The 18,416-nt window shown below is 54.4% G+C and carries 13 protein-coding genes; 6 read left to right on the top strand and 7 right to left on the bottom strand.

Going from position 1 to position 18,416, the window contains the following annotated elements; translation table 11 throughout:
- Window positions 1-367 precede the first annotated feature (367 nt).
- On the bottom strand, window positions 368-1,114 hold the full coding sequence (locus tag OSC10802_RS42255; RefSeq protein WP_017720215.1) for an aromatic amino acid lyase: 747 nt from the start codon (window positions 1,112-1,114) through the stop codon (window positions 368-370).
- A gap of 243 nt (window positions 1,115-1,357) precedes the next feature.
- Here OSC10802_RS42255 and OSC10802_RS44930 point away from each other — a divergent pair, with 243 nt between their 5' ends.
- The 3 genes from OSC10802_RS44930 (at window position 1,358) to OSC10802_RS42265 (ending at window position 3,776) form a co-directional block, all read left to right on the top strand.
- Window positions 1,358-1,840 carry an ATP-binding protein gene (locus OSC10802_RS44930; RefSeq protein ID WP_255349206.1) on the top strand — a complete coding sequence of 161 codons (483 nt, stop codon included), beginning with the start codon at window positions 1,358-1,360 and terminating at the stop codon, window positions 1,838-1,840.
- A 12-nt stretch (window positions 1,841-1,852) separates the two neighbouring features.
- Window positions 1,853-2,275 carry a response regulator gene (locus tag OSC10802_RS44935; RefSeq protein WP_026098903.1) on the top strand — a complete coding sequence of 141 codons (423 nt, stop codon included), beginning with the start codon at window positions 1,853-1,855 and terminating at the stop codon, window positions 2,273-2,275.
- 130 nt (window positions 2,276-2,405) lie between these two features.
- Window positions 2,406-3,776, top strand: a complete 1,371-nt coding sequence (locus OSC10802_RS42265) for a sensor histidine kinase (protein WP_017720216.1) — start codon at window positions 2,406-2,408, stop codon at window positions 3,774-3,776.
- Window positions 3,777-3,791: 15 nt separating this feature from the next.
- Here the strand turns inward: OSC10802_RS42265 and OSC10802_RS42270 are convergent, their stop codons facing one another.
- The 6 genes from OSC10802_RS42270 to OSC10802_RS53370 form a co-directional block, all read right to left on the bottom strand.
- On the bottom strand, window positions 3,792-5,240 hold the full coding sequence (locus OSC10802_RS42270; protein WP_017720217.1) for a hypothetical protein: 1,449 nt from the start codon (window positions 5,238-5,240) through the stop codon (window positions 3,792-3,794).
- Window positions 5,241-5,605: 365 nt separating this feature from the next.
- Window positions 5,606-7,540, bottom strand: coding sequence for a glycosyltransferase family 39 protein (locus OSC10802_RS54990; protein ID WP_017720218.1), 1,935 nt, complete (start codon window positions 7,538-7,540; stop codon window positions 5,606-5,608).
- 348 nt (window positions 7,541-7,888) lie between these two features.
- On the bottom strand, window positions 7,889-9,112 hold the full coding sequence (locus OSC10802_RS0128680) for a glycosyltransferase (protein WP_017720221.1): 1,224 nt from the start codon (window positions 9,110-9,112) through the stop codon (window positions 7,889-7,891).
- A complete protein-coding gene (locus tag OSC10802_RS0128685; protein ID WP_017720222.1) occupies window positions 9,099-10,859 on the bottom strand; it encodes a glycosyltransferase family 39 protein in 1,761 nt (586 codons plus the stop codon). The genes OSC10802_RS0128680 and OSC10802_RS0128685 overlap by 14 nt, the downstream gene beginning before the upstream one ends.
- Before the next feature lie 77 nt (window positions 10,860-10,936).
- The gene (locus OSC10802_RS0128690; RefSeq protein WP_017720223.1) at window positions 10,937-12,157 is read right to left on the bottom strand and encodes an acyltransferase family protein; all 1,221 of its coding nucleotides are present in this window, start codon (window positions 12,155-12,157) and stop codon (window positions 10,937-10,939) included.
- 484 nt (window positions 12,158-12,641) lie between these two features.
- Window positions 12,642-12,785 carry a hypothetical protein gene (locus OSC10802_RS53370; protein WP_017720224.1) on the bottom strand — a complete coding sequence of 48 codons (144 nt, stop codon included), beginning with the start codon at window positions 12,783-12,785 and terminating at the stop codon, window positions 12,642-12,644.
- Between the two features lie 181 nt (window positions 12,786-12,966).
- Here OSC10802_RS53370 and cofH point away from each other — a divergent pair, with 181 nt between their 5' ends.
- The 3 genes from cofH (at window position 12,967) to OSC10802_RS0128720 (ending at window position 18,056) form a co-directional block, all read left to right on the top strand.
- A complete protein-coding gene (cofH, locus tag OSC10802_RS0128700) occupies window positions 12,967-14,175 on the top strand; it encodes a 7,8-didemethyl-8-hydroxy-5-deazariboflavin synthase subunit CofH (protein ID WP_017720225.1) in 1,209 nt (402 codons plus the stop codon).
- A 544-nt stretch (window positions 14,176-14,719) separates the two neighbouring features.
- Window positions 14,720-16,522 carry a DUF3352 domain-containing protein gene (locus OSC10802_RS42275; RefSeq protein ID WP_017720227.1) on the top strand — a complete coding sequence of 601 codons (1,803 nt, stop codon included), beginning with the start codon at window positions 14,720-14,722 and terminating at the stop codon, window positions 16,520-16,522.
- Window positions 16,523-17,231: 709 nt separating this feature from the next.
- Window positions 17,232-18,056 carry a photosystem II manganese-stabilizing polypeptide gene (locus OSC10802_RS0128720; protein ID WP_017720228.1) on the top strand — a complete coding sequence of 275 codons (825 nt, stop codon included), beginning with the start codon at window positions 17,232-17,234 and terminating at the stop codon, window positions 18,054-18,056.
- Window positions 18,057-18,416: the final 360 nt, after the last annotated feature.

Genomic DNA, 18,416 nt, shown 5'->3' on the forward strand with positions numbered 1-18,416 from the left:
TGAGCCCGATGCGCATGAGCCCCATAAGCCATGTCATTAATGTCTTAACCAATATGACTGCTGCTATAATAGCGCTTCCCGCCAATAATATAGCAGTAGCCACTTAGATTAGGACATTAGACCTTCAGGCTCGGCGGACGCCTGCCCTACGTCTATATCCCAGTAGTAATATGGGTTAGGACATTTTATACGAGGAACAATCCGCAAGAAAAAGCGGGCAATATCGCGAGCTCGCAATTTGACACATCTACGACTTTCATCCCCAAATTTTCAATCGGATGCTTGTAGGGAAAAGACATGCTCTCAAAAATAAGAGCCGGTTTGTCAGGGAAGAGACGGCTCCCCCGATCCACATTTTAAGCTGCGTTCATTGAAAGTCCCTCAGATGCGCAAAAACTTCCCCAACAGCTCCCACAGTCAGCCCCTCAGCCGCAATGTCAGCAGCGATTGTGGCAATATATTCGTCCAGGAACTGGTCGCTGTCGTCCCAAATTAAAGGCCGGTCTGCCGAAGGCGGCTTGCCGGCTACCTCGCGCACAGCATTATATAAAAGTGCAGTCGCTTCAGACAGGCACTCGCGAGCGTCGTAATGGCCAGCGACTTGATACGTCCGCAAATCTGCTGCCTGCACCCCAAAAATCAGGGCAATGGCCATATACTGCTGAAAAATTTCGATAGAGCGCCGCGCCAAATTCGCCGAGTTAAACCCCTGGCTGTTGATATTCTGGTTGAACTGTTCCGCGTGCGTGGGAAAGCGATCAGCGATAGAATTCCCGTAAAAGATCAGGAGCGGCATCATGGAATTGCCGGCGATTTGCAACCCCTTCAATCCCATGTTGACTTTCCGCTCTGGGTTGCCGGCTAGAGATGCCGGCAGGCCATTATTAAACTCCGGTGCAACCAGCAAAGCAATTTGTACGTCCAAATGTTGGGCAAGCAGTCCCAACGCATAGCGCAGCTTGTCCATCCCCACGCCCACATACTGTCCGAGAAAATTCCCCCTGTGGTAGCTGGTTTGATTTTCCGCATCAATCAGCGGATTGTCGGTAGCCGAATTTATTTCTATTTGAATGGCGCTGGCAACATGAGCTAAGTCATCCACTATCGGGCCCATGTACTGGGGCAAACAGGACAATAGGAGCTTCGAGAGCGGGGGAGCAAGGGAGGCCGGAATGTACCTTCTTTAAATGCCTACTGCTATATAGACGTAGGCCAGCGTCTGGCTGCCCTGAAAGTCTAATGTCCTAATCTAAGTGGCTACTGCTAGTGCCGACTTAATGCAAAATATAAAGAAATTGAAGTTAATTTACAAGCGATAGATCAACTGCCGGCGGACTTATATGCCGGCAATAAACGGCTGCGGCAAGTGCTGATTAACCTCCTGGGCAATGCCATGGAATCTACAGGTGCCGGCGGCGCGATCTTTAAAGTGGGTGTCCTGGAAAGCCGCACCCCACAAGAAAGCGGACAGGGGAAAATTTACAAACTTCGGTTTCAAATTGAAGATACGGACACCGGCATGAGTCCGGAACAGCTGGACAAGATATTTCAGCCCTTCGAGCAAGTGGGGGACAGCTCCCGCAAAGCGAAAGGCACCGGCTTGGGATTGGCAATTACCAAAAAAATTGTTAACATTATGGGGGGCATCTCCAAGTCAGCAGTCAGAAAGGAGCCGGCAGCACGTTTTGCTTCGATGCGGATTTCCCGGAATCCCCAAACTGGATTCAGTCCGCCCCTGACTGCCCCGCCAACAATATCATTGGATACCGGGGTGAGAGACAGAGAATCTGAGTGGTGGACAGCCGCTGGGAAAATCGCTCCATATTTGTTAATTTTTTAGAACCCGTCGGGTTTGAACGAAGCCGTTGCCGGCAGCGGGCGAGAGGGTTTAGAGCCAGAGGCAGAATTCCATCCCCCTCTTATTATAATAGATTTGGTCATGCCAGAGATGGATGGCTTTGAGATGGTGCCGCAGTTGCGTTCCTTGCCGGCATTCAAACACGTGCCGGTCATCGCCTCCAGCGCCAGCGTGTTTAATTTTAACTCTCAGCGGAGCCGGCCAGCCGGTTGCAGTGACTTTCTGCCCAAACCTGTCCAAGCTGCAGAGTTATTTGAGCCGTTGCAGAAATATTTGCAACTGGAATGGATTTATGAAGCCGAAGAACAAGGGGGGAGAGAGAAGGGAGAAGCAAGCCAGAAGGACGAAAAAATAGTCGCCCCTAGAGCGTGTTCATTTTGTACAGAGCCGCTGAGATTGGCGATATTGAGGCTGTAGAGCGGGAAGGCAGCCGGCGAGCGCCAGTTGGAGCCCAAACGCGGGTCTTTTGCCGCCAGGGTGGTACAATTTGCAGAAGAGTTTGAAGACCAAAAAATCGTGAAGTTGAGCGAGCCGTACTGGAGGAATTATGATTGAAACAGGGCAACACCAAACGGTTTTAATAGTTGACGATAGCCCCATCAATATTAAGGTGCTCTTTGACTTTCTCAAACAATGCGGATATAAGGTGATAGTGGCCATCAGTGGGGAGAGTGCCATTGAGAAGGCGCAACAAACCTTGCCAGATATCATTTTACTGGATGTTGTAATGCTGGGTATTGACGGGTTTGAAACTTGCCAGAGGCTGAAGGCATCTCCTGTCACAGAAGGCATACCCATAATTTTTATGACGTCCCTGTCGGACGCACTGGATAAGGTTAAAGGTCTGCGTTTGGGAGCGGTTGATTATCTCACTAAACCCTTTCAAGAGGAAGAATTGTTTGCGCGCATTCAGATGCATTTAAAAATAAGCAGCCTGACGAAAAAGCTCGCGGAACAAAATGAAATTCTCGAACAGCGAGTGGCAGAGCGAACAGCTAAATTGGCCCAATCTCTGAAAGAACTGCAACAGACTCAACTGCAGCTCGTGCAGAAGGAAAAAATGTCTGTCCTCGGCCAGCTAATGGCGGGACTCGGGCACGAAATCAACAATCCACTCAACTTTATATCTGGAAACATAAGCCTCGCTCAGGAGTATGTCGAAGCCCTCCTGCAGCACCTGCAACGCTATCGCGAAGCCTTTCCCAATCCGGGAGAAGACATTGAGGAACATGCCGGAGAAATTGACTTGGAGTACCTGCTAGAAGACCTGCCCAAAATGATTTCCTCGCTGAAAGAGGGAACTGACCGGCTGCGCCAAATTAGCAGTTCTATGAGACTTTTCTCTCGCGCGGACACCTTGGCGAAGGTAGCCTGCAACATCCACGAAGGCATAGACAGCACATTAATTATACTTAAGCACCGGCTGAAAGAGAACAGCAAGCGCCCCGCGATTGAGGTCATCAAAGAATACGGCGACTTGCCTCCCGTTCACTGCTTTCCCGGCCAGCTCAATCAGGTGTTTATGAATCTGATTGCTAATGCTATTGACGCCCTGGAGGAGTCGAGTGAAGAGCGCTCCTACCAGGAAATTAAAGCCCATCCAAATCGCATTACAATCCGCACCTCTGTGGTGAGATCGCACGAAACAGTTGCCATTTCTATCAAAGATAACGGAGCGGGCATGTCACCGGAGGTGCTCTCTCAGCTGTTCGACCAATTATTCACGACCAAACCAGTAGGCAAAGGCACGGGGTTGGGGCTGTCTATCAGCCAGCAGATTGTGGTGGAAAAACACCAGGGCAAACTGAGCTGTATTTCCGCCCCCGGACAGGGGGCAGAATTTGTCATACAGATTCCCATAAATCCGCCCAACCGTAGCGAGACTGCCCCCGAAACCGCTGCCGGACTCGCAAACTAGCAGTCAGGGATTCCCTCAGGACTGAGCTTTGGGCCAGGGAATTGTCCGGTCTTGGGCTAGCTGGCGAGACACAGCTGCCGCCCCATAGCGGTTGATGTGGCTGGGGTCAGCAAAATAGTCATTGCGGGCGAGAGCCGGCTGGGACAGGTTGCGAAAGAGAAAACCTGTTTGTTGGGCGCGGCGCTGCATGTCCCGCACGAATTGTTGCTCAGCCGACCGGCGCTTGGCGTCCAAGTAGTCCGGGGTGAGGGGCAGATTGACAAAAACCAGGGGAATGTTGAGCGACTTGGTGAAAGTCACAGCTTTATTGAGGGCTGCAGCTTGCTGGCCCCCCAGCTTAAACGATGCGTAGTCGCCGTCGAACGGCCCCGCCACTCGGGGATTTTGCCGGTAGTAGGTGCCTGGACTGAAGCGGGCGGATACGGGGAGGAACCCATTGGCATCGATCGCATTGAACAGCGCCCTCTCCCGACTCGTGGCTTGTGCGACAGTAAATTCAGGCTGACCGTGATCGCTCTCGTTCCCAGTTTCGGGCTGGGAAGGAAGTGACTCTGGGCCCAGAAACCCAGGGGACACAGATGCTGCCTTAGAATATTTTGCCAGAGTCACTGGGCCTTGCCCAACCTGCCTGGAAGCGTTTCCCGGACCTGCCTGCTTCCAAGGGCTAGCAGCGGTAGCTTCTGGCAGTTCTGTCAGACTGGGGCGGATTCCAGCCTGTAACTGCTGGTAGCCTGGGGAACTGACAATCCCGTTGTAGGTCCTGTCCGCACGACCGTTATTAAACGCCCGCACCCCATCAGCCCACAGAATCAGCCGGGGCAGCTGATCTTCGCTCAACAGCTCTCGCAGCTTGAAGTCTACGACTCTGGCCGTCGCGCCATTCACCGAAAAATTAAAGATTTCCAGCCCCCTGTAGCCTCTAGCGGCCAAGGCTTGCTTGAGGGCTTGCGGATCGACGCCCTGCAAGGCGCGCGAGCTCCCCACAATCAGGATATCCGGCGGGCCAAACGCTTCCAAGTAGGACAGGTACAGCAGCAACTGCTGGTCGAGCAAATCGCTGCCAAACGTGGCGAAGGGCAGGCGAGAATCCAGCACGGCTGCTTTTTTTTGGGCTGCGGAAAAGTTCCGCAGATATTCAGCGACCTTCTTCTGCGCGATGGCCCGTTTGGGGCTGCCCGGAGGGACGGTTTGCATCCAAGCAACAGCCTCAAGCCACGCTACGGCTACTTGATTCCATTCCAGCGGAGTTTTCGCAGAGCGGGCCAGATTGGCGGCCCTCGCCGCCCTGCTCATCCCTTCACTAAAGGGATCGGTTTGCTGCGCGACGGTTACAGAAGCGGCCACTGCGGGCCCGGACGCTGGTGTGGCGGCGGAGGCGCGGCTGGCATAGAAACCGCAGCCAACGGCTAGCGCCCACGCAGCCACGCCGGCAGCCCAACGGTTGAGGTGGCTTGATACTGGCATATCGGTCAATAGGGATTTGAGAGTTGAGATTTCAGAGAACAGCCGATGATTCTTTAGCAGCTGAAAGGGGAAATCAATTGTGGATTTTTAATTTTAAGTTGAGTTTCCCTTCCATTTGACTGAGCGTTTTGACTTATCAGGGTGTTTGACGGTTCTTACCCCCCTCCCCAACCAACTTTTAAGCGCATTATATAGCGTTTCTCATATTCGTGAGGTACTGAGAAACCCGGTTTCTTTAAGAAACCGGGTTTCTGGGCAAACACGTTCATCCAACTGAGAGCCGCTATCATCTTACAGCCCGCAGCGGCAAGCCCGCTTCTCAAAGGCCCGACTTGCTCCCAGCTAGCATTGTACGGGGTTTTGCCTTAAAAGCAGCGATACGCCTGGTAGTCGTAGCCATCCACCGCCGGCCAGGACTGAAAAGATTTTTCCGGAGGATCCTTGACAGGAAAGCATTTTTGTGCTAATAAATCTCCCGGCGTGCGGAAATTCACCAGCCACAGCGCAGCCGGTCGCGGCAATTCAGCCAATACCTCCCCCAGGGTGGTGGGGGCGCGACAGGTGGCGTCCTCACAAGAGAGCCGGTCTTCATGCGCCAAGAGAAACTGCGGGGCGGCTGTTCCGCCGAGCGCTGGGTGCTGGCGTCTGAATTCCCAAGCCAGCCCCATCAGTTCGCCGGTCTGGACGTGAGTGAGCTGGGTTGTGGCAATCAGCACCGGCACCCCCGATTTTTTGCTGTCACTTTTATCAGCTGCGGCTTCAAAAGATTGAGAGACTTCTTGAATCACCGGCACCAACAAGTCAGGGCGATAGTATTTCTGATACCCCAAATCGCACACCACCGTCAGCCCGCTCAGCAGCCCCATCAGCCAAATGATCGCCACAGCTTTTTTGCCGCCGATTTTGACCTCACCCCCCACCCCCCTCGTTTCCGAGACAGTGTCCCAACTTTTCGCGAGACTAGCTCCTGCCAGAGCGATAACCGCTGGGAAGTACACAAAATTATACCGAGCGCCGCGCGTGATGTCAATACCAAAAAAGTACGAAATCCCAAAGAACAGGGCAATGGAGCTCAAAACAAAGCCACCCAAAACGCCGGTCGCCAATTGATTTTCCTGCGAGATGAATTGCGCTTTCAGCCCCCGCCACAGAATGGGTGACGCCCATATGAAAAAAATCAGCATTACCAACCCAGAGGCAATCACCACCGGCAGTGCCGGTGACTCCACCGGCAGCAGCGACAGCATCGTGATCCAAGCCGCCAAAGCTTGAAAAATCGGCTCGAACCACGCCCCCCCCGCGTCATTGCGAATCCATTCCGTCAGCCGGCTGTCAGAACCCCCCAACCACACCGGCAGCCAAACCAATCCAGAAGCCAAAGTGCCCAATGCCACCGCGCACACGCTCCACCAATGTCTCATTTTTGTAGAGACACGATAAATCCCCTCGTTCCCAGGCTCCGTCTGGGAAGGAGAATCGGGAGCCTCCGCCTCCCCCTGGGTGCGAGAATTGCTAGGCTCCCCCTCCCTTTTCTTCAGAGAGATTCCAGATATCGGCTTGCCCCAAATTCCCAAATCCCCAACCCACAACCCAAACAAAACCAGCGCTTCCGCGCAGAGGGTGAGGGCGAAAAAGTAGTGGGAGGCAATGCCGAGAGCGTTAACGGCCACCCAGGCTGTGGCCAGCTTCCCAGGCACCGGCTTCCCCTGCTGTAGCGCCCGCGCCGCCACAACCAGACAGCCAAGCGAGCAGATAACCAGTAAAATCGCCAAAGTATAGTGGCGGGCTTCTTGCGCCAGATAGATGCCGTAGGGAGAAACCGCCATCATCGCCGCCGCCAGATGGCCAGCCGAGCGAGAGCTGCATGCCAACAGCCCAAGGGCAAACATAGCTGGAACAGAGGCGACGCCGAGAAGTGCCGGCAGAGATCGCGCCACCCACAGCGAGACGCACTCCCCCGGTGCCGGTGGAAACAGCTGCATCCAGAAGTTCGCCAGCACGAAATAAACCGGCGGGTGGTTGCTGTATGTCAGCAAGTTGTGAGTGACATTTTGTGCCGAGGCGATTAATCCACCCGCAGGGGGTGGCGGAATCAGCGGCTGCAAAAGGGCGTCCAGCCGCACAAGCCGGTCCAGGGGCACTGAGCCATAGTTATTGCCCAGGCTGAAAACCATTGTAGAGAACTCATCCGTCCAGGGGGGCTTGGCGTCGAGCGCCGCAAACCGCAAGCCGGCACCAACCGCCACCCAGAACAGCAGAAGTGTGAAGTCTGAAGGTTGAAAGTTGAAGAGTTTTTTCATACTTTCTATTTATACTTCATCCTTCATCTTTAATTCTGCCAGGGTGCGTCCCCCCCCCAGGGGAACGCACCTAAATATCCTCTTGCCTCAATGCCTGCTCAGCAACAGCTTTTTTACGCTTTGATAAGATTGGGGAAGCGCTTAAAAGTGATTTTTTTCCCGCCAAGACGCCAAGAGCGCCAAGAAAGCTAGAGGTAAGATTTCACAATAATTTGATAAGTCCTGGATTTAGTAAGCGGGTGAAATAGTATTTTGGCCTGCGGCTGAAAAGGCTTTCCTGCTGCCTTGTTCAATCCAAAATCCAAAATCCAAAATCCAAAATCCAAAATTTGCAGGACTGCCCGCTCCTCAATCCTTGACTTCTGTCACACGCCAGCTGAGCTTGAGGTTAATCCAGAAATTCCAGACAGTAACAGCGGCGATGGCAATCAAGTTAGCCAAATACCTGCCATAGGGCAAATATTGGAAGCCCAGCAGATTGAACAGCAAATTCAGCAGCAGTACGTTCAAGACCAGACCGGCAAGGCAAATTATGTTGAATTTCACAAAGCGTTTGACGCGCTTGCGCCACCCTCGCTGCTTGCTGGCAATGTCGCCAAAAGTCCACAGGTCATTCCACAAAAAGTTGTTGACAATCGCCACTTCAGATGCTATAATCTTACTCCGAGTCAGACCCCAACCCAGGGTGGTGGGGTCGCTGAGCAGGAAAAGGATTGCCATATCGACAAATACGCCGCTAAAGCCCACGGCACCAAAGCGGAAGAAGCGGGCAACCGGCCAGCGGGCGAAGCGCAAGCGCAGCAGGTGGCCAATATATTCGACATACTGCTTCCAAGTGACTTTACTTTCGCCTTCTTGGCGCTCTTGAAACACATAGCCGACTTCGCCAATCCAGCGGATATTCCCCCTGCCGATCACTTCAATCAGAATTTTGTAGCCCAGTGGGTTCATGGTTTTGCCTGCAATCGCTTCGCGGCGCACCAAGAAATAGCCACTCATGGGGTCGGAAACGCGCCCCACCACTCCGGGGAGGATAATTAACCCCAGGGTTTGGGCACCGCGAGAGAGAAACCGCCGGATCGGGCTCCAGTCGCTGACGCCGCCGCCTTCTACGTGCCGGCTGGCTGCGGCCAAATCCGCTCCCCGCTGGATTTCTGACCAAAGTTGCAACAGTGTCTGTGGCGGGTGCTGCAAGTCAGCATCAATGACGCCGAGCACCTCTCCGCGCGCCACTTGCCATCCGCGAATCACTGCACTGGAAAGCCCCCGCTCTCCCTGCCGGCGCATGACTCGCAGCTGGGGGTATTCTGGTATCAGTTCTTGGGCGACTTTCCAGGTGAGATCTGGGCTGTCGTCATCGACGACAATCAGCTCGTACTCGTTGGGGATGACTGAATCGAGCAGCTGGCTCAATCGCTCGACGATCTGGGGGATGTTTTGGCTTTCTTTGTAGGTGGGAATCACCAGGGAAAAGCGGAGGGGGGGTTCGTCGGTGCCGGCGGGTGCCGGTGCCAGAGGCGGAACTTGCAAAGGGCCGGCGGGCACCGGCAAGAGTGTGTTAGGCTGGCTCATATTCATTGTTGGTGTTTCCAGTAGCGGAATAGCGCTTGTAGAGCTTGAGGGTAAATTCGTCAAGATCCATAGTTCCCGACAGGGACTGCTGCTGGCTCAGTTGAAATTGATTCTTTAACACCTCTTCAATTTTCTGCCTTTCAGTGTCAGTTGCCGGTGGCGACCACACCGGCGCGGCGCTTTCCAGCCAGACAATCTGAGAATAGGCGGGCTTGCCAGTCTTGAGGGCTTTTTCTAGGGCAGGAGCCAGCTGGGCGGACGGCTGAGCCAGCAGGCTGACCGGCACATCAGGAGGGATGTAATAAGCCAAACGCATAACGTGACCCCACGCTTGGGAGTTCATGGCGATTAAGGTTGGCGCTGCCGGTTCTCTGGCGACGACATCTGCAATTTTGTGAAACATCCAGCGGGATCTGGCACTGAAGTCTGCAATGCTGGCGGACAGATATAGCAGCAGCAACGCCACAGCAGCCGTTGAGCGCCATCGCTGCGGTGTTTGTTCCAGCCAGACAGCCAGCAGCAGCAAGCAGCCCGGTAGAATTACAATCATGCTCCGCCCCCAGCCAAACCCGAGGGTGAACTTGCCGGTGGCGATGTCTGCGCCGAGGGCTAGCAACAGGGGAAAAATTCCCAGGAGCAAAGCTAAGCCTAAACTCTGGCGCTCTCCGTTACGCCAGAGGCTGGCAGAACCTGTGGCGAGCAGCACTATTATGGCGCACCCAGCGATCGCCGCGCTCGTCTGGGGCAAACTGGTTATCCAGTCGCCGAAGAGCAAGTGAATTCCCAAGGTTTGGGCGAGATCTTGCAAGTGCTGCAGTGTGGCGGCGAAAAATCCTGCCGGTGGGGCAAATCGCTGCAAGTCAGCATTGCGCAGCTGCTGGGGGATGCCCCACAGCCCCCAGGGAAGGCACAGCGCCACGCCTGCGCCCAAGCGCAACCCGTGCTGCCACCAGCGCTGCCGGTCGAGGTAGATGGCCACACCGGCCAGAGCGACTGCCCAGTAGGCAAATAGATAAAATGTCAGGCATCCAGCTGCTACTGAGCCAATCAGGAGGATGTCCCAGAGAAATGGGGGAAAGTGAGTGCCGGAGCCGGGATTTGGGGATTTGGGGATGGGTGTTGGGATTTTTGGCTCTTCTGTAGAGATGTTGGGCTTGTTGTTTTGAATTAGCTGCAGCAGCGCCCAAGCGCTGAGGGTTGCCCACAGCACCACTGGGCCATACATGCGCAGGTTCAGGGAGTGAAAGAAATAGAAGGGATTGGTGGCTAAAAGGGCTGCCAGGAGAAGACCGCCGCGATGGCCCAGGACATAGCGACCTAAGCCGTAAGCGCTGCTAATCGCCCCAATGCTGAGCAGAGTGCCAAGGGAGCGCGTGGCGGTTTCGCTGTTGCCGAACAGGCGCAGCCAAAGGTGCTGGCTGAGGAAAAATAGGGGGGGGTGGGGTTCGCCGCCGGCTAAACCCCGCAGGAGGTTTGTTAGGGTTTTTAGGAGGTTGGGAATCCCTGACTCAGGGGGCAAGTTTAATAGAATGGTGTAGTCAGCTAGGGCGACGGGTGTGTCTTTTGGGGTTTGGTAAGCGATTTTTTGTCCGGTGGAGAGCAGCAATGATAGAACTTCGTCGTACCAAAATTCTCGGGAACCCAGATTGAGAATGCGCAGGGCAACGGCGATGGCGATGGCGGCGATGGCTAGCTGTTTTATGGTTAGGGAAGCCGGCGGTTTTTTGCTGGGTGAGTCTTTGTTCATGGGCAGTTTTTAAGTGGAATTATGGTTGGCACAGGTGAGGGCACAGGCGAGACGCCTGTGCTACGGGGGAGCAGAGTTTACCTTCTGTAGGACAGGCATCTTGCCTGTCCCCACTGGTAAGCGAGTTCAAACACCCCTCCCAAGGCGCAGGCAATTGCTGCCACTAAACTCAATCGCAGCCAGTAATTGGAAAGGATTGGGGTCAAGACTGCCCAAAGACCGGCCATGAAATTCATGTGTGTGAGATAGATGCCGTAGGAATAGTCGCCTAAGAGCTTTAAGCTTGGTTTTGCCGGCTCGATGAGATTGAGCAGCTGAAACAACAGGCAAAATTCTCCGACACCTGCAAGGGCGTCGGATGGAACTCTGAAAGTATGCCAGCCGGCATCTGAAGCCCAGTCGAATACTAGACCGGCAGCATAGAGCAGCGCACTCAGCCACAGCCACTGTTTTTCTAGCAATAAGTTTTTGCAAAAGCAGCTGACGCCACTGAAAGGATGCCCCGGCTTTTGGGGTGCCGGTTCAAGCATTGCAACCGCCAGGAAAATGCCGAAGACAAATTCAAATAACCGCGATGGAAACAGGGCACCTCGCAGCAATACATCTGTGGCCATTTCGTTGAGGGGGAGCGCCACAATTATCTCCCGGTCAACTATCTCGATTAAAAGTGAGCTGAGGAGTAAAACCGTCCATCCCCAACGTTTCCCCACTGTCACCAGCAGCGGAAATATCAGGTACAGCTGGACTGCCAGACCAACATACCACCAAGCGGCGTTTAGAAAAAAGTAATAGTCTGGGATAAAATTGCGCAGGGTGGTGAGGCTGGCAACAGTGGCGGCGGTTGCGTCAGTGGCACCGCGATTGAGCACCTCTCGCCCAAACGGCACCCAAGCCGGCTGCACCACCGCCTGCAGCAAAGCTACCCCGTGCGCCAGCCAGTACAGGGGCAACAGCCGCAACAGTCTGCGCCGCCAGAACCCTATGATTTCAAAGGGGCGAGAAACTTTGCCAGGACTTGAAGTTTTGCGCCACCAGGATGACGCCAGCCCAAAACCGCTGGCAATTATGAAAATCGCAACCCCCTGCTCTCCCAGGAGGCAAAAAATATTCAGGATTCCTTCCAAAAATCCCTTGACACCTGAACGAAAAGATGATATAGCGATTTCAGAGGCTAGCTGGTAGCCTTTGGTATATCCCCACAGATGGTAAACAACCACGAGGAAGATAGCCAACCCTTTGAGAGCCGGTAGGCTTTGGCTGAGACGTTTGCAGTCTTGCGGGACAGGTTGAGCCGTCATCTTACATCCGTTGGATTTATTTTGGTTGCAGCAGATATTTCTCCCCTCACACCCCCAGCTCCCCCACCCCCCTCTCTCCTCGCGGGAGAGGGGGAGAGTGAGAGTTTTCTGAAAAAATCTAGCACCCCGTATATAGCAGTATGCACTTAGGTTAGAACATTAGACCTTCAGGGCAGCCAGACGCTGCCCTACGTCTACATAGCAGTAAGCATTTAGGAAACCTACATTCCGGCCTCCCTTGCTCCAGAGCTCCCGAAGCTTCTATTGTTCTAACCAATATGACTGCTGCTATAATTGTAGGAATGGCAAACTGCGAGATTTTGCTTGAGGATACAAAATCTTCTTACAATCTGCCGCGATCTTTAGCGAATCTTAATAATTGAGGCCAGGGGAGGGCAGGTCTTGTACCGTGCGTGCCGGTGGAAATGACGCCTGTCTCTCAGCAGTCATCCCGCTTGAGAGTGCGCTTGAGAAACCCGGTTTCTTAAAGAAACTTTTGCAGTTTAGCAAATTTCTGAATTCCTGACTGTAGGGGGGATTTTATCCTAAAAAGAAGGCACAAGGCTTCTATTTTTTTAGCTCCGAAGTCATCGAGAAAGTCCTCAATGCTGTTTATAGCGTTTCTCATATTAGTGAGACATTGAGAAAGCCGGTTTCTTAAAGAAACCCGGTTTCTGGCCCATAGTTCATCCAACTGAGAACCGCTATATTGAGATGTGTTCCTGTGGGGAGCGCACCATACTTCTTTACAGTTGTTTATAATAACTGCAGATTCCTTCTGTCGTGTAGCTCGCCTTCACTCATGCCCTGTGACTGCCAAAACTGTTGACGCCATTCTCAACCGCGCCAATGCCGGCGCGGATATCTCTCCTGAAGAAGCAGCCGTGTTGCTGCAGCAGACTGAACCATCCGCCATAGAAGCCATTCGCTGTGCAGCTGACGCTCTGCGCCACCGGCAAGCCGGCGATCCCGTCACCTACGTCATCAACCGCAATATCAACTTTACCAATATCTGCGAGCAGCACTGCAGTTTCTGCGCGTTTCGCCGCGATGCCGGTGAGGAGGGCGCATTTTGGCTAGATACCGCCAAAATCCTGGAAAAAGCAGGGGATGCGGTGCGCCGTGGGGCTACGGAAATCTGCATGCAGGGGGGGCTGAACCCCAGCGCGAAGCTTGCCGGCGCTTCATTGCCCTTTTACCTGCAATTGGTGCGAACTATCGCAGATGAATTTCCCCAGCTGCACCTGCACGCCTTCTCCCCCCAGGAGGTGCAATTCATCGCCAGGGAAGACGGGCTCAGCTACGCACAGGTGATAGAAGCGCTGCGGGATGCCGGTGTTGGCTCTATGCCGGGAACGGCAGCAGAGGTATTAGATGATAGCATAAGACGGATTATTTGTCCAGAAAAAATTGACACCGGCACTTGGCTGGAAATTGTGGGAACGGCGCACCGGCTAGGGCTGCACACAACCAGCACCATGATGTGCGGGCACATTGAAAGCCCAGAACAGCAGGTGCGCCACCTGAACCACTTGCGCCAGCTGCAGCAAACCGCCACAGAGCGGGACTATCCGGCGCGGATTACAGAATTTATCCTTTTGCCCTTTGTGGGCGAGCTAGCACCGGCAGCCTTGCGGCGGCGGGTGGGGCGGGATCAGCCGGTGCTGGCTCCCACCCTGCTGCTGACGGCAGTATCGAGAATATTTCTGGGAAATTCCATCCCCAACCACCAGCCGAGCTGGGTGAAACTGGGGCTAGCCGGCGCTACAGTTGCCCTCACCTGGGGCTGCAACGATATCGGCGGCACCTTAATGGAAGAGCACATTACGGCAATGGCCGGTGCTATTGGCGGCAGCTGCATGGAAGTGGAGCAGTTGCAGGCGGCGATCCGTTCCCTGGGGCGTCCCTACCGGCAGCGGGACACGCTGTATGGGGGCGCAGGGCATCGGGCGCAGGGCATTGGGCGCAGGGCATCGGGCAGCGGAAATGCGTTATGGAGCCAGTCGGGGAAAAAATAATAAGTTTTGCTTATAGCCAGAAGTCCGGGAGAGCTGTAGGGTTGACTGAGTGCTGAGGATCGGGGGATGGGACAAGATAGCCGGGCTCCCGGCATTCTTGATTGGCTATGATGCAGGGGTGTCCTGAAGACAGCCGGCAATCGGTTTCAATCCCGTTTCCTTTGATTCGCTGGCCAAAAATCTTCTCCTCCTACCCCCTGCTGAAATCATTATCGCATTGATATGGGCTTGTTTGCACAACCGGGATGCTCCCGGCAATCGCACCCAGCACCCGAGACGGCTGTCAGTCAAATTAAGGGTGCAGGTCGCGATTTGGGCTCAAAACCCGGTTTTTTAAAGAAATCGGCGGTCTGGAGCCAGTTTTTTGTGCCTCCCTTGCCTGTCAGCCTTCAGGGATTGCGGAAAAGCAGATTTGGGATTTCCAGAAAAAAATTGAATCTAAAAGATAAAATCTGCTTGTCTAAAATCCCGCGAGCCATCCCCTGGTAAATTGACCCTTTGGTAAATTGGCTTTCCTCACCGGCTACCCTGTTCCCTTGCAACCATGTTTGACACCATACTTGATAAAACTAAATCCGCACTAGAGAAAACGAAATCGGCGGTAGAGAAAATTGAACCGCAAAAGCGGCGAACCGCAGGAGCTGCCGCCCTGGTGATTGTTGGCGGCGTCGCGATTGTGTGGGCCCTGATTCCCAAAAACCCTGCAGAGAATTACCCCGTCGGTGCCAGCGCTGTCCCCCAAGATGCCTGGATAGCCGTCTCGCTGTCCACCAACTCCGGACAGTGGGAAAAACTGCAAAAGCAAGGCACCGCAGAAAGCCAAAAGCTTCTCAAACAGCAGCTGTTGGAGTTGAGCGAGCGCTTCCTCACCCCTTATGGCCTCGACTACCAGAAAGACATCCAGCCTTGGGTGGGCCGGGAAGTGATGGTGGCCTGGCTGCCGCCGCAGGTGGGTGTGGGGGCGGGGGGCACCAGTCCCTCATCGGGCCAGACAACTGTCCCGAAAGCCAAAGAGCCGGTGGTGGTGCTGCTGCCGGTAGACAATCAAGGAAAGGCCAAGGAGCTGCTGGAGAAGCCCAAGCCGCTGCAGCAGGGCCAGTGGGTGAGCCGGACTTACAAAGATGTCCCGATTAGAGAAATCCAGGGCGCACCCGGAGAGAATTACTCAGCCGCACTGCTCGACAACCGGTTCTTGGCAGTCACCACAGATGCAAAAGCAACGGAGCGCGTCATTGACACCTATAAAGGTGGCCAGTCCATAGCCAAAACTCCGGGATACAAGGAAGCCGTCGCTAAAATTGAGGCTCCCGATCCTTTGGCCCGGGTGTACGTCAACTGGCCCAGTGCTACCAATATGGCCGCGATGAATGCGGTGCGACTGCTTCCCCCCCAAGGGAAAAATCAGCTGCAGAAGTTTCAGGGCTTTGCCGCAACCGTCACCGAAGAGCCAGAAGGCATCCGGTTGCAGGGAATTTCTTGGCTGAAGGCGGATAGCGAGAAAAAGCAGGTGGTGGAAAACAGGGCCAAAAGTGCGCTCAGCCGGCTGCCGGCGGACACTCTGATGATGTGGTCCGGCAGCAACCTGCAGCGGTTGTGGCAGGACTACGCTCTGGGTGCCCAGGGGAATCCCTTCGCGCCCATGAGTCCGGAGTGGCTGCAGCAGGGCGTGGCGTCCAACACGGGGCTGAACTGGGAGAAGGATTTGCTGGCGTGGATGGCGGGGGATTTCTCCGTGTCCCTGATTCCCGCTACTCCCGGATCTTCGACGCAGTTTCCAGCAGCGCTGGTGCTGATGGTGCAGTCCAACGATCGCCGCAGTGCCGAGAACTCTCTCGTGCAGCTGGATAAGGTGATGAGCCAGCGATATAAGTTTAAGGTCGAACCGGTGAAAGTTGCCGGTCAGCCGGTGGTTAACTGGACTTCGCAGTACGGTGGGGTGACGCTCAGTCGCGGCTGGCTGAATGGGAATGTGGCCTTTTTGACCCTGGGAGCGCCGGTTGCCGGTGCCATCAGCCCCAGGCCCAAAGCCCCACTGGTGCTCAGCGAGTCATTCAAAAAGGCTGTCCCTTTAGAATTCGATGCCAGCAACAGCATCTTTTTTATAGATGTGGAGCTTCTGCTCAACTCCAAGCAATTTACTTTGCCTCAACTGCCGCCGGTGCCCCAAACCCTGATCGGTGCCATTCGCACCATTGGCCTCACCTCATCGATCGTCAGTGAGCGCAGCACCCGCTACGAGGTGTTTATCCACCCCAAACAGGAAGGGACACCAGGGGCGTCGCCCAGTCCAAGCCCCCAACCGCAGGCCAAACCCCCTGCCACCCGCAGCCCTGCCCCCTCCCGGTAGGTTCATAAACCCGGTTTCTCCAAGAAACCGGGTTTCTGGCATGGCGGGAAAAGCTGTTACGCATTTAATTTGCGCTAATTCATATATTTTATATATTTTTAATTGCTTAAATAAAGCCTCATTATAAGATATCGCTGAATTCTGAAAACAGCAGATTAAAAGAAAGACATGGCTTCGGGTTCTCAAAGAAACCGGGTTTCTGGTATGGGCTGCGCTGTGGGGTGGATTTTCACCGGCCCCTATCTGGTGGGGGGCTCTGTATCCCTGCAGTCTGGCGGCTGGTGGGGCTGAGGGCTGTCACGCCCCACACCTAACACCTAACAGCTGAAAAAGTTTGCAAAAGAGCTGCGGCTGACTCAGAGGACAAGGTAACAAGGGCATGTACAATTCTGTAATGACCTAGCACAGCATTCCAGGGACCGGCGGCATTGCACCGCTGCGGGCAGCGGTTGACACTCAGGCTCGCAAGCGGCAGCTTTTGGCGTCGGCAGAAAAGTAATCCCGAGCGCAGTTGACGCTCTCCAGTCAATCGTGCCTAGGGATAAGGGATGTCTGGCAGTACATCCAAGGCGTCACACTCCAGCTGAAGGGCGTCAGCCCAACAGCAGAGTTGCTTAAACCCGGATTGAGTAGCCTGTCTATATTTGGCTATGAGAAAGGGAACTGTTTTCAGATTGGAGAATTTCGCGTTCCGAGATTGAGATTGACCATGAGATATCGCGCTATTATCGTTGCTTTCCTAGCCCTGTGCTTGGGTGTGCTCACAGCTTGCAGTCAAGGGCCTGAGACTAATGGCCCCCTGACCTACGATCAGATCAAAGGCACCGGGCTCGCCAATAACTGTCCCACACTGCAAGAAACTTCTCGCGGTGCTATTGCCCTCGAATCGGGCAAGTCCTACGTCTTGTCCGATCTGTGCCTGCAGCCCACTAGCTTTTTTGTTAAGGAAGAACCGGCCAACAAGCGGCAAGAGGCAGAATTTGTTCCGGGCAAGCTGCTGACTCGGTACACCTCCACCCTGACCCAAATCCAAGGGGCACTGAAATTTGGCTCCGATGGGACTCTCACCTTTGAGGAAAAGGATGGGATAGACTTTCAAGCGATTACGGTGCAGCTGCCAGGGGGCGAGGGAGTGCCTTTCCTGTTCACCATCAAAAATTTAGTGGCCACAAGCCAGCCCGGGCTGACCGAGATTAACACTTCCACTGACTTTGAAGGGCAGTTCAAAGTCCCCTCCTATCGGGGCTCTTCTTTCCTCGATCCCAAAGGTCGCGGGGAAGCCACCGGCTATGATAACGCCGTGGCCACCCCAGCCGGTGCGGACCGTGAGGAGCTCATTCGCGCTAACGTCAAGCGTGCTGAGGTCAGCAAGGGCAAAATTTCCCTGCAAATCTCCAAGGTGGACAGCTCCACGGGTGAGATTGCCGGCATCTTTGAAAGCGAACAGCCCTCCGATACGGACCTGGGAGCCCAAGAACCTCTAGAAGTCAAGATTCGTGGCGTGTTTTACGGTCGGGTCCAATCCCCGTCGTAACCGCTGCTCTCTCAATGCTGAGGGTGCTTGCGCGCCCCCAGCAGCCTCTGAGCGCCGGTGAAATGACTGGGAAGGGCGGCAGCCGCTTTCAGCCGGCTCGCCCTCCGCAGGCCAAGCTAGCTCCCAGGCCGATTTCCGTCTGGCAGCCCTGGTGACAGACCCCACAAGGCAGCAGCGAGATCCTAAAAAAATTCAGTACAAATACGGTTGTGGCGGGTTTACGAGATTTAATCTAATAAAGGATGGGCCACTCTGATTGCAGTCTCAAAAAGGCTGGATTGCAGATAGAATATCCCATAGAGAACCGGCCACAGCAGCCAGATTGATTCGTTCCTCGCCTAGCTACAGAATCGGGGTGCT

The sequence above is a fragment of the Kamptonema formosum PCC 10802 genome (assembly GCF_000332335.1).
Classification (GTDB): domain Bacteria; phylum Cyanobacteriota; class Cyanobacteriia; order Cyanobacteriales; family Oscillatoriaceae; genus Oscillatoria.

Coding starts and splice junctions, on each gene's coding strand:
- OSC10802_RS42255 (WP_017720215.1), bottom strand. CDS start 1,114: ATGGGCCCGATAGTGGATGACTTAGCTCATGTTGCCAGCGCCATTCAA.
- OSC10802_RS42265 (WP_017720216.1), top strand. CDS start 2,406: ATGATTGAAACAGGGCAACACCAAACGGTTTTAATAGTTGACGATAGC.
- OSC10802_RS42270 (WP_017720217.1), bottom strand. CDS start 5,240: ATGCCAGTATCAAGCCACCTCAACCGTTGGGCTGCCGGCGTGGCTGCG.
- OSC10802_RS54990 (WP_017720218.1), bottom strand. CDS start 7,540: ATGAAAAAACTCTTCAACTTTCAACCTTCAGACTTCACACTTCTGCTG.
- OSC10802_RS0128680 (WP_017720221.1), bottom strand. CDS start 9,112: ATGAGCCAGCCTAACACACTCTTGCCGGTGCCCGCCGGCCCTTTGCAA.
- OSC10802_RS0128685 (WP_017720222.1), bottom strand. CDS start 10,859: ATGAACAAAGACTCACCCAGCAAAAAACCGCCGGCTTCCCTAACCATA.
- OSC10802_RS0128690 (WP_017720223.1), bottom strand. CDS start 12,157: ATGACGGCTCAACCTGTCCCGCAAGACTGCAAACGTCTCAGCCAAAGC.
- OSC10802_RS53370 (WP_017720224.1), bottom strand. CDS start 12,785: ATGAGAAACGCTATAAACAGCATTGAGGACTTTCTCGATGACTTCGGA.
- OSC10802_RS42275 (WP_017720227.1), top strand. CDS start 14,720: ATGTTTGACACCATACTTGATAAAACTAAATCCGCACTAGAGAAAACG.
- OSC10802_RS0128720 (WP_017720228.1), top strand. CDS start 17,232: ATGAGATATCGCGCTATTATCGTTGCTTTCCTAGCCCTGTGCTTGGGT.